General features: G+C 56.3%; 11 protein-coding genes. 6 read left to right on the forward strand and 5 right to left on the reverse strand.

What is annotated here, in order from left to right; all coding sequences use genetic code 11:
- Entirely contained in the window at positions 1-477 is a 477-nt protein-coding gene (locus ACN0VD_RS01065) for an SH3 domain-containing protein (RefSeq protein ID WP_417590687.1), read from the reverse strand.
- A gap of 110 nt (positions 478-587) precedes the next feature.
- Between ACN0VD_RS01065 and ACN0VD_RS01070 the strand changes: the two genes are divergently transcribed.
- On the forward strand, positions 588-1586 hold the full coding sequence (locus ACN0VD_RS01070; protein WP_417590689.1) for a 2-hydroxyacid dehydrogenase: 999 nt from the start codon (positions 588-590) through the stop codon (positions 1584-1586).
- A 100-nt stretch (positions 1587-1686) separates the two neighbouring features.
- Positions 1687-3003, forward strand: coding sequence for an ammonium transporter (locus ACN0VD_RS01075; protein ID WP_417590691.1), 1317 nt, complete (start codon positions 1687-1689; stop codon positions 3001-3003).
- Between the two features lie 60 nt (positions 3004-3063).
- On the opposite strand, the gene ACN0VD_RS01080 is transcribed toward ACN0VD_RS01075, so the two are convergent.
- The 4 genes from ACN0VD_RS01080 to ACN0VD_RS01095 all read right to left on the reverse strand — a co-directional run bounded on the left by ACN0VD_RS01080 (position 3064) and on the right by ACN0VD_RS01095 (position 7044).
- Positions 3064-3519: a GNAT family N-acetyltransferase gene (locus ACN0VD_RS01080; RefSeq protein WP_417590693.1), complete on the reverse strand. Its 456-nt coding sequence runs from the start codon at positions 3517-3519 to the stop codon at positions 3064-3066.
- Between the two features lies 1 nt (position 3520).
- The gene (locus ACN0VD_RS01085) at positions 3521-4924 is read right to left on the reverse strand and encodes an NAD(P)H-dependent flavin oxidoreductase (RefSeq protein WP_417590695.1); all 1404 of its coding nucleotides are present in this window, start codon (positions 4922-4924) and stop codon (positions 3521-3523) included.
- Positions 4925-5003: 79 nt separating this feature from the next.
- A complete protein-coding gene (locus ACN0VD_RS01090; RefSeq protein WP_417590697.1) occupies positions 5004-6149 on the reverse strand; it encodes a glycosyltransferase in 1146 nt (381 codons plus the stop codon).
- Positions 6150-6180: 31 nt separating this feature from the next.
- Positions 6181-7044, reverse strand: coding sequence for an alpha/beta fold hydrolase (locus ACN0VD_RS01095; protein ID WP_417590699.1), 864 nt, complete (start codon positions 7042-7044; stop codon positions 6181-6183).
- Between the two features lie 60 nt (positions 7045-7104).
- On the opposite strand from ACN0VD_RS01095, the gene ACN0VD_RS01100 reads away from it, so the two are divergent.
- The 4 genes from ACN0VD_RS01100 (at position 7105) to ACN0VD_RS01115 (ending at position 11237) form a co-directional block, all read left to right on the forward strand.
- Positions 7105-8505 carry a protein adenylyltransferase SelO family protein gene (locus ACN0VD_RS01100; protein WP_417590701.1) on the forward strand — a complete coding sequence of 467 codons (1401 nt, stop codon included), beginning with the start codon at positions 7105-7107 and terminating at the stop codon, positions 8503-8505.
- Between the two features lie 133 nt (positions 8506-8638).
- Positions 8639-10051 (forward strand): succinylglutamate-semialdehyde dehydrogenase, encoded by a 1413-nt coding sequence (gene astD, locus ACN0VD_RS01105; protein ID WP_417591077.1) that lies wholly within the window; start codon positions 8639-8641, stop codon positions 10049-10051.
- A 113-nt stretch (positions 10052-10164) separates the two neighbouring features.
- Positions 10165-10944, forward strand: a complete 780-nt coding sequence (gene cobA, locus ACN0VD_RS01110; RefSeq protein WP_417590703.1) for a uroporphyrinogen-III C-methyltransferase — start codon at positions 10165-10167, stop codon at positions 10942-10944.
- On the forward strand, positions 10941-11237 hold the full coding sequence (locus ACN0VD_RS01115) for a DUF2849 domain-containing protein (protein ID WP_417590705.1): 297 nt from the start codon (positions 10941-10943) through the stop codon (positions 11235-11237). Before cobA ends, ACN0VD_RS01115 begins: the two co-directional genes overlap by 4 nt.
- Positions 11238-11239 lie beyond the last annotated feature (2 nt).

The following is an 11239-nucleotide window of genomic DNA, read 5'->3' on the forward strand; positions in this document are numbered from 1 at the left end:
CTATTTCAGCGGTTCGTCACCCCAAATATCGGCGGCACTGATATATCCCTGACGCCCGGTAACGTCGAACAGACACCAGCCATTTTCACATTGGCTCAGACTGCCGACCACACCGGGCTCAGCGAGCCAGGTGATCTTGGCTCGCTCGTTCGGCATTGCCCGCATAGCGACCGGCTTACCGCTGGTCGCAAGCACCAGTCCAGTCCGCGACGCGCTGAGCAGGCGGGCGTGCATCCATCCCTGCGTGCCTTCATGATCCTCGATTTTTCGCCAGGCCTTGTAACGGGCGAGGATCTTTACCGGCAGTTTCTCGCGCTTATATATCCACATCGTCGGATATTCGGTGCTGGGACCGGTCCGCATCCGCGCTTCGGGTTCGTCAATCGATGCCCAATAAGGTGGCTCTTGCTGGGCCATGGCGGGTACCGCCAGGAACGTGCCAAAAACCGCAATGAGCATGAAAGCCAGAATACGCATAATGTTTGGTTACTCATTCCCCGATTGCCCTGATCATAACCCGAAAGTCCGACCGTCTTCAAGAGGCGCCTGCTTGACCTGCCGCAAATTTCAGGCATAGCGATTGGCCTATGCCAGACTCAGCTCGCCCAACCAATCCTCGCGTCATCATCACCAGTGAATTGGCCGATGCCAATCAGAAACGGATGTGTGAACTGTTCGATGCCGTACCAAATTATACCGACAAACCGTTTTCGCGCGACGACCTGATTGCCGCAATGGCGGATTGCGACGTTCTGGTACCGACCGTGACGGACCAGATTGATGCTGAAATGATCGCCAATGCGCCAGAGCGGCTGCGTATGATTGCCAGCTTTGGAGCCGGCATCGATCATATTGACCTTGCAGCTGCCCGCGCCAGAAAAATTCTGGTGACCAATACGCCTGGGGTTTTTACCGAAGACACTGCCGATATGACCATGGCGCTGATCCTGTCCACACCACGCCGTCTCTCGGATGGCGAGAAACTAATCCGGTCCGGTCAATGGGAAGGCTGGAAACCATCCCGGATGCTCGGCCATTGCATCGGCGGCAAGAAGCTCGGCATCATCGGCATGGGCCGCATAGGACAGGCCGTAGCCCGCCGGGCTTCCGGCTTCGGCCTTTCGATCATCTATCACAATCGCCGTCAATTGCCGCCGGCGGTCGAAGAATCATTGCGCGCAAACTATGTTGCCGATCTCGATGATCTGATTCGCACATCCGACATCATCACGCTACATTGTCCGCATACTGCGGAAACCCATGAAATGATCAATGCCGAACGGGTCGCCATGATGAAGGCTTCCACCTATCTTATCAACACCGCGCGCGGTGATCTGGTGAACGAGGATGCATTGATCGACGCGTTGCAGAATGAGAAAATTGGTGGTGCAGGACTGGACGTTTATCAGAATGAACCGGATATCGATCCGCGTTTTCTGAAGCTCAAGAATACCATATTGCTGCCGCATATGGGCAGCGCGACCTTTGAAGGCCGAGAGGCAGCGGGTGAACGGGTGATTACCAATATTCGGGTATGGGCGGACGGTCATCGCCCGCCGGATCAGGTGTTGGAAGGTTGGGTTTAAGCTTTCCGTTGAGTCCCCTCTTGCTCTCGACTAGAGATTTTCTACCGTCTGATTCGCGGGAACGAACAGACATTATAAAAAATGGGGGACGGGGCGCATCATGAAATATCCAGTCAAGACCTTGGGATTGCTATTGGCAGCCGGCTGGGCGATTTCCCCGCTCAACGCACAACAGACTTTCGATCCTGCCATCGCCGATGTTGCCAATAGCGGCGATACCGCCTGGATATTGACATCCAGTGCGCTGGTTCTGCTGATGACCCTGCCCGGCCTCGCACTATTTTATGGCGGCCTCGTGCGCGCCAAGAATTTTCTGTCGGTGCTTATCCAGTGCATGGCCGTAGCCGGCATTTGCTCGGTTCTCTGGATTGTTGTCGGTTACACGCTGGCTTTTGGTGGCGTCACCAACGGATTTCTCGGCAACGGGCTCAACTGGATGCTCGGCAATCTGGGAAATGTCCGGGAAGGCACCGCCGTTCCCGAATCCGCCTTTGCGATGTTCCAGATGACCTTCGCGGTTATCACCCCTGCGCTAATGATCGGCGCCTGGGTCGAACGCGCGCGCTTTGGCTGGGTGGTTGCATTTTGTGCGCTCTGGTTGCTCGTCGTCTATGCACCGGTGGCGCATTGGGTCTGGGGTGGCGGCTGGCTCAGCCAGCTCGGCGTGCTTGATTTTGCCGGTGGCATCGTTGTTCACACCACGGCCGGCGTTTCCGCATTGGTCGTCGCGATCATGCTTGGAAAACGCCTGGGCTGGCCCAGAACCCTTATGTTGCCGCACAGCCCTGCCCTGACGGTTGCCGGCGCTGCCATGCTCTGGGTCGGCTGGTTCGGCTTCAACGGCGGGTCCGCACTGACCGCGACCGACGATGCAGCAGCAGCGATCATCAACACCCATATTGCCGCATCGATGGCCGCTTTGGTCTGGATATTGATCGAAAAATTCAAGGTCGGAAAACCAACTGCGGTCGGCGTCGCTACCGGCGCAATCGCAGGCCTCGCCACGATCACCCCGGCAGCCGGATTTGTCGGACCCGGCGCATCGATCATCATTGGCGCAGCGGCGTCAACCGTGTGCTTCATGGCTGTTGGCTTGGTCAAGAATGGCTTCAAGATCGACGATAGCCTTGATGTATTCGCGGTCCACGGAATCGGCGGAATCCTCGGCAGCCTGATGCTGGCGCTCTTCATCGGCACCGGTTTCGGTGGCACCGGCTATTCCGAAGGCATGGCCTTTGGCAGCCAGTTCGTTGCGCAGTTGATCGGTGTTGGCGCAGTGGCCATCTGGTCGGCGGTTGCCACGGCAATTCTCGGATTCGGTATCAGCTTCATCCTGCCGATGCGGGTCAGCGAAGACGACGAACGCGATGGTCTGGACATTTCCAACCATGGCGAACGGGCGTGGGATTTCGATTGAGGAATTGAGATACTTCTCCCTTGATGGGGAAGGATCAGGCGTCAGCAATCTGATTGCGTGTCATAGTTCCAGATGGAGAAACTGGTTGAATTCAGTCGGCCTGTAGGCACCGAATGGTTTACCATTGGCGAACCCACGCTTGCGATACAGGGTCAGCGCTGCTTCAAATTCTGCTCCGGAACCAGTCTCGAGACTCAAACGCCGATAACCGCGTTCCCGTGCTGCAGCGATAATATGATCTAGCATAGCCAGCCCAACGCCCTTGCGCAGATGCCGGGGATCGGTACGCATCGACTTGATTTCGCCCGTTGATGACGAAAGCTGTTTGAGCGCGCCAATGCCCATCAAGTCGTCGCCATCCCATGCGGTCCAGACGGAAACACCCGCTGCCTGTAAACCCGAAAGGTCGAGCGCATAGACGCTTTCCGGCGGCGAATTTTCCTGCATCCCGGCGAGATGCGCAGCCAGCAAGTTCCGAACCTGCTGGCCACCCAGATCGTCGAGCCGGATTTCCAACTCAGTCGCCGGTCAGGATACGATCGACCAGTTGCTTCACCGTGGGCACAAAGCCGTTGGAATAAAAGGGATCGGTTCCGAAATTATAAGCGCCATGGCCGGCAAACATCAGATGTTCCTCGACCGGCGCGCCATGAACGATTTCCTGCAGGCTTTTCTGGATACAGAAACTGCGCGGATCAGCGAGCCGTCCGGTGCTGAAATTGTCATGGTCCTTCCAGGCCGAAAAGCCGCAATGCGACAGGCACCCCATGCAGTCCGCCTGATCCTTGCGGATCATTTTCGACTCTTCGGGCGTCGCAAATACCAGAGTATTGTCCGGCGTCTTCATCGCCATGGTAAAGCCGAGCCCATCCCATTCGCGCGCGCGCAACAGATCATTGCGGGTCACCCAGAAATTCTTGCCCTTGATGCCGACATCCAGCTGGTGGGTATGCTCCCCCGCTTTCTCGGTTGAATAGGGAATCTGCCGTTCCGACCGTGCTTCCAGACTGCGCAGAAATTCGTTGCGCACCGCAGAACTGTAGAAGCCCGTCGGCGAGAATTTGTGGAGGAGAATATCGCCTTCCTTGATCTTGGTCAGCTCGCTCTTCCAGCTTTCCGGAATCGGGCTTTCCTTGGTCAGCAAGGGCCGCGTGCCAAACTGGAAGGCAATCTGGCCGAGTTCTTCACTGTCGATCCAGTCGTTCCAGTCCCGCAAATGCCAGACACCGCCGGCCATGATGATCGGCACGCTGTCGGCAATGCCTTCGCCGCGCATGGTGTCGCGCAACGCCTTGACCCGCGGATAGGGATCTTCGGGTTTTCTCGGATCTTCCGCGTTTGACAGGCCGTTATGACCGCCCGCCAGCCACGGATCTTCATAGACCACAGCGGCCATCAGATCCGGGACCTTCTTGTAGGCCCGCTTCCACAGCGCGCGAAAGGCACGGGCGGAGCTGATGATCGGCAGATAATTCACCCCATATTGCTGGGCAATTTCCGACAGTTTATAGGGCATGCCGGCACCGCAGGTGACCCCTGCAACCATGCCCTTGGTCTGTTCGAGCACGCCTTCCAGCACCTGCTGCGCGCCGCCCATTTCCCACAGGACGTTGATATTGATCGCGCCCTTGCCCTCGGAAATCTCGTAAGCCTGTTTGACCTGCGTGACCGCCCCGTCGATCGCATATTGGATCAGTTCCTGATGCCGTTCTTCGCGTTTCCGGCCATGATAGATTTGCGGAATGACGTTGCCATGCTCGTCGTAGCTGTCCGCATTGACCGCTGATACCGTGCCAATACCGCCTGCAGCAGCCCAGGCGCCCGAACTGGCATGATTGGTGGCTGCGACACCTTTTCCACCCTCGATCAACGGCCATACTTCCTGACCGTTATACTGGATGGGCTTTAAGCCTTTGAACAATGAAATCTCCTATTTTCCCAAAAATCAATATAGACGGAGGCCGCCAAAAATGCTCGAAAAATCTCTGGTCTGACTTATGTTATTTAACGGCCCCAAAATTGGCGCGTCCCAGCGCATGGCCATAAAGCAGGGCATAGCGGCCCAGCATTTTGCTTTCATTAAATTCAGCCTGCGCCTTGAGCCGGTTTTGCATGCCCAGATCTTCCCGCAATTGCTGATGCTGGACCAGGGTCGTCAGAGATTCCTGAAATTTGGATTCGTCTGCGAGCGGCTTGATAAATCCCTGATTGGCCTGTGATACCATCGATTTGATATCACCAACATCGGTAGCCGCGACGGGCAGACCGGCGGCCATCGCCTCTATCAGCGAAATCGGAAATTGTTCGCTGTCCGATGACAGGGCAAAAATATCGAACAGACCGATATAGCGCGCCGGATCGGCTAGGAACCCGGGCATCAACAAACGATCACCCATGCCAACCCGGGCGGCTTCAGCCATTATTGCCTCTTTTTCCGGTCCCTCGCCGACAATCACCAGTCGGACATTGTCACCGGCGAGCGCACAGGCGCGGACCAGTCGCGGCAAATTCTTGATCGCCCGCAGCCCGGCCACCGTTCCTACGACAACTTCGCCTTCCCGCTTTGTGAAGCCGGGCAAAGTGCCGCGTTGCGGTTTTTTGTTGAAGCGCTGTACATCTATACCATTGGGAATACGCTGAATTTTCTGCTCTGGCTGCTTCCAGACATCTTTGGCTATCCGGGCCAATTGGTCAGACGGCACGACCAGTGCCAGTGAATCGCCAAGCGCAAATTTGCGAAACCAGTTCCTCTTCCAATTGAGTTTTTCCTGCTCGTCCTCGTTGAACCCGTCTTCATGATGGATCAGCGGCGGCAGTCCGCCGACACGCGAGAACAATGTTCGCGCCATCACCCCGTCCATCGAGCCCCAATTATAGGACAGGATCAGATCAAACTGACGGAAATAGGTAACGAACTCGCGGTAACGCTTCAGCGCCGGCTTCCCCGCCAGCGACGGTGCATTTCTGGGAAATTCGACTTTTATCCCGGAATCGATAGCATCGCGAGCGGACAGGCTGTCGGGTTCTGCCGACAATATCACATGTTGCGCGGCAGATCCGAAATGATTCATCAATCTGACGGCGCGCGCTTCCTTGCCGCCCAGATTGAACGTACTGTGGAGATGCAGGATCTTTGCTGGCTTCATGCGGAACTCATGCTCGGCTGTCTAAAATGATTCAGTCAATGCGGTGGAGCAATTGGTGGATTGCGTCAAGCGAGGCCGGTTCCTCCAGCGTTGGCGCGTGGCCCACGCGCGGGATCGTAACCAGTTCACCCTCATCCAGTATTTCGAGCATTTTGGCTGCCACCGGTTCGCTGAACAGGTCGGACAATTCTCCCCGCAAAATGAGGGTCGGTATGTTTTTCATATTTTCCAGCGCGTTCCACATGGCGCCGCTGCCACCACCCTTGCTGTCAAACGGCTCGGCAATCTTCATGTCATAGTCGAGCTTGATCCTGCCGGAACTGTTCATCCGGTAGACCTTCTTGGCAAATTCGATCCAGTCCTTCAGCATGAAATCGGGGAAAATATCCCGACCCGTCTCAGCCATATCGCGTCCGGCATGGGCCCATGTGTCAAAACTTCGCCCCTGTCCTACATGATCGGCAATCCGGTCGAGACCTTTCTGGTCCAGTTCCGGCCCGATATCATTCAGCAACGCACCGGCAACCCGTCCTGGATGCATTTTGGCCATGATCATCGTAACGACACCGCCGAGTGACGTTCCGAAGAACACCGCTTTTTCTATCTTCTGCTCGTCCATCAACATGATGATATCCGAAATATATTGCTTCGGATTATAGCTGCTGCTGTCCTTGGCATATTCACTCAGGCCGCGGCCCCGCAAATCGACCATGATGACCCGCCGCTGGCCATGAAGTTCCGTCCCGAGATGTCTGAAATCGCGAGCGTTTCGGGTCAGGCCGGGCACGCATATCACCGGTGTCTTGCCGCTGTCCGAAGGATAGTCATAGGCGTGCAATTTCAGCCCGTCATCGGATTCCCAATAGATATCCTGATAAGATTTTTTTTCGGTCATGCTGCGATTGGCCTCGTGTTCCTGCTTGCTGCGCAACCGATTAGCCGCCACTGTCGAATAATGCCATATAAACCGCAACCAGAACCCGGCAAGACCGTCTATCAACCCGATGTCCAGATCACCCGATTGGGGGACAAGATTGGCGACCCCGCGAAAGCCGCAGACTTCCCCGATCATATATTGCGATTTAGGAATGATCGCTGGGACCAGAGCGTCGGCCTGGACCATCTGAATGCCGATGAATGGCTATCCCATTTCGGTCGGTTCGAACCGCTCCCCGACAATCTCGATCCGCCCCTGGCGCTGCGCTATCACGGGCATCAGTTCCGCAATTATAATCCCGAGATCGGCGATGGCCGCGGCTTTCTGTTCGCGCAACTGCGGGATGACCGGCAACGGCTCATGGATCTGGGTACGAAGGGTTCGGGCACAACGCCGTGGAGCCGGACCGGCGATGGTCGGCTCACCCTGAAAGGTGCGGTTCGGGAAATTCTGGCGACGGAAATGCTCGAAGCACTGGGGGTCAATACCTCAAAAACATTCTCGGTCGTGGAGACTGGCGAGAAACTATCTCGCGGCGACGAGCCCTCCCCCACCCGTTCGGCCGTGATGACCAGATTGAGCCACAGCCATATCCGGATCGGTACCTTCCAGCGCATCGCCTACGAGAAGAACGAACCTCTGATGCTGCAACTGGTAGAATATTGCCTCAAACATTATTATGGCGGCGTGCAGACCGATGATCCGCCATCCGAATTATTCGCCCATGTCGCCCGGGAAGCCGCCAAGCTGGCCGGCGCCTATATGACAGCCGGCTTTGTCCATGGCGTGCTCAACACTGATAATATCAACATCACCGGCGAAAGTTTCGATTACGGCCCCTGGCGTTTCACGCCTTATTGGGAACCCGGCTTTACCGCCGCCTATTTTGACCATGAGGGGCTATATTGTTTTGCCCGGCAGCCCGAAGCGCTGCACTGGAACCTCGCCCAATTTGCCAGTGCTCTCCGGCTGGTTGCGGAAAGCGATCCGCTGGTTGCAACATTGGAAGCCTTTCCAAAGGCCTATGGCACCGCCTTTACAGAACATTTCTGCTGGCGGCTTGGTGTCGAATCCGAAGGTTTCGAAAAGGACCGCGATCTTGTCGTCGCGGCGGAAAAGGGACTGGTAAAAAAAACGATCGAGATTGACCGGTTTTTCTTCGATTGGGGCAGAATGGAAAATCTCGCCAACCCAGAAGACGACGCACCGGAATTTTCCGAATTTCGAACCTTGATGGCCAGTCGTGCCCGCACACGGCAGCCGGTCAGCGCATATTGGCAAAAGCCGACCCCCTGTTCGATGCATATAGAGGAGGTTGAATCAATCTGGGCGGCCATTGCCACCAATGATGACTGGACATTATTATCACAAAAAATTCAGGATATCCGTGACATGAGCACTGGCTTGCGCGACGGTTGACAAGCTTTATACCGGTCAAGAAAGTAACATATAAAACAAGCATAAGAATTGTGCATTTTTTGGACTATGATCTATCACTAGAGATGTCCATATAACCATCTCTTGAGCACGATATGCGTAGAAAATAGAGGTAATTTTGAGCGACCTGATATCAACAGAACCGGCAACCGGGGCCACCTTGTGGACCGGTACCAGCGGAGACGCTGATGCGGCGGTTGCCAGTGCACGTGAAGCATGGCCCGGATGGGCCGCGACAGCTTTGGTCAAACGTATCGAGGCTGTGAGGCGCTACGCCAACCAGATCCGCAATAAAGGCGATGAACTGGCTGAATTGATTTCCCGCGAAACCGGCAAACCGATGTGGGAAGCGCGGACGGAAGTGGATTCTGTCGTCAAGAAAATCGACATTTCGGTGACCGCCTTTGCCGAGCGGACACCCCAACGCCAGTTGGCCAGCCAGACCAACACGCGCACAGCCTTGCGGCACAAGCCACATGGCGTTCTCGCCGTGCTCGGTCCCTATAATTTCCCGGCCCATCTGCCCAACGGCCATATTGTCCCTGCCTTGATCGCCGGCAACACGATCGTGTTCAAGCCATCGGAAAAGACGCCCGCGGTTGGTCAATATCTGGTCGACGCATTTGCCAAGGCAGGACTGCCCGCCGGCGTTGTCAATATTTTGCAAGGCGGCCCGCAAACCGGCAAGCAGTTGACCGCCAATGAGGGACTGGACGGCGTCCTGTTCACCGGGTCAGCCCAGACCGGCATTGCCCTCAATCGCCAGTTTGCCTCCCGACCGGACAAGATACTGGCTCTGGAGATGGGCGGGAACAATCCGATCATCGCCTGGGACACCGACGACATCCACAGCGCAGCGGTGCTGATCGTTCAATCCGCTTTTTTGACCGCCGGCCAGCGCTGCTCCGCCGCTAGCCGACTGATCGTCAAAGACACGATCTACGATCCTATCGTCCGGGAAGTGAAGCGGATCGCGGATCGCCTGATTATTGACGAGCCCTTTGCCAAGCCCGCGCCCTTCATGGGACCGGTGATCGACAATGAGACCGCAGATGGACTCACCGAAAGCTTTCTTGCCCTGATGAGCCATGGCGGAAAGCCGATCAAACATATGGCCAGACCGGTGGACGGCCGTCCGTTTCTTACCCCGGGAATTGTTGACGTTACCGACCTTCCGGAACGACCGGATATCGAATTGTTCGGACCAATCCTGCAGGTCATCCGCGTCAATGATTTCGAGGAAGCCATCGCGGAAGCCAATAACACCCGCTATGGACTGTCCTCCTCCCTGATCGGCGGCACAGCGGAACAATATGGTCAATATTGGTCCAATAGCCGGGCCGGGATCGTGAACTGGAACAAGATGACCGTAGGCGCTTCATCCGAAGCGCCATTTGGCGGCATCGGCCTATCGGGCAATCATCGGCCGAGCGCTTATTATGCTGCCGATTATTGTGCCTATCCGGTCGTTTCGCTGGAAGCCGACAAGTTAAAGGCATCGATCGGCATCGGGCTGAAGGACGAATAGCTGTTGACGCAATCAAACCGGCTGCCGCCAAATAGCTAAGCTTAGGCTACCCCAAAAACTTCTGTTTTGAACAATCCGGTCGATGCGGGCATATTGTTCCGATGGAAAAAATAATGAACGGTACGCCCTCTGCGGGCAAAGTCTATCTCGTCGGCGCCGGTCCGGGCGACCCCGACCTGATGACCCTGAAAGCCGCAAAACTGCTGGCGCGGGCCGATGTCATCATTCACGACGGCCTGGTCAGCGAGGAAATTCTGGCTATGGCACCTTCATCTGCACGACGCATTTCGGTTGCCAAGAAACGCTCCCTGCACAGCGTATCGCAAGACCAGATCAACAATATTCTGATCGAAGAAGCGGGCAAGGGTCATTTGGTTGTCCGCCTCAAGGGCGGTGATCCCTTCATTTTCGGACGCGGCGGCGAAGAGGCAGACGATTGTATCGCAGCTGGTGTCGGCGTTGAAGTTGTGCCGGGCATCAGCGCTGCTCTCGGCTGCTCCGCCCAGGCCCGTATGCCCCTCACCCACCGCGATGCCTCCAGTGCGGTGTCCTTCGTGGCTGGCCAGTGCAAGGGCCTCTCCGACCAGAACTGGTCTGGTCTCGCCGGCAAAGGGCGCACACTGGTCATTTATATGGGCGTCGCCAATGCCGAAGGCATTGTCGAGAAACTGATCGCTGACGGTGCCGCGCCCGACCTTCCGGTTGCGGTGCTGGAGAACGGAACACGCAACAATTTCCGAGCGCTCCGTACTCTGCTGACCGACCTGGGCGACCTTGTCCGTCGCGAAAATATTCAAAGCCCCGCGTTGCTCGTCGTTGGGGAAGTCGCAAGATATGGCGATGCCGAGGACAAGTTTCGGCAATTTGCTCAAATGGCAGGAGTGGAATCTTGAAGATATTAACGGGAAATGACCTCAAAACAGGCGAGGTCATCTGGTGGACGGGTAGCGACTGGTCGCGGCATATCGAAGACGCGGTCGACGTTGGCGAAAATTTCGAAGCACTTTTGCACCAGGAAGAAGCCGCACGCCGGGTCAACACACCCTATGCGATTGATGGCGAGGTGACCGAGGATGGCCCCCGCCCTGCCCATATTAAGGACCGCGTCCGGGCGCTGGGCCCCACCGTCCGACCGGATCTCACATTAAAACCTGCCGACCCCGAGGCTGGAAACTGGATAATATAACT

Source organism: Parasphingorhabdus sp., assembly GCF_048267785.1.
GTDB lineage: Bacteria > Pseudomonadota > Alphaproteobacteria > Sphingomonadales > Sphingomonadaceae > Parasphingorhabdus.

Coding starts and splice junctions, on each gene's coding strand:
- ACN0VD_RS01065 (WP_417590687.1), bottom strand. CDS start 477: ATGCGTATTCTGGCTTTCATGCTCATTGCGGTTTTTGGCACGTTCCTG.
- ACN0VD_RS01070 (WP_417590689.1), top strand. CDS start 588: ATGCCAGACTCAGCTCGCCCAACCAATCCTCGCGTCATCATCACCAGT.
- ACN0VD_RS01075 (WP_417590691.1), top strand. CDS start 1,687: ATGAAATATCCAGTCAAGACCTTGGGATTGCTATTGGCAGCCGGCTGG.
- ACN0VD_RS01090 (WP_417590697.1), bottom strand. CDS start 6,149: ATGAAGCCAGCAAAGATCCTGCATCTCCACAGTACGTTCAATCTGGGC.
- ACN0VD_RS01095 (WP_417590699.1), bottom strand. CDS start 7,044: ATGACCGAAAAAAAATCTTATCAGGATATCTATTGGGAATCCGATGAC.
- ACN0VD_RS01100 (WP_417590701.1), top strand. CDS start 7,105: ATGCCATATAAACCGCAACCAGAACCCGGCAAGACCGTCTATCAACCC.
- cobA (WP_417590703.1), top strand. CDS start 10,165: ATGAACGGTACGCCCTCTGCGGGCAAAGTCTATCTCGTCGGCGCCGGT.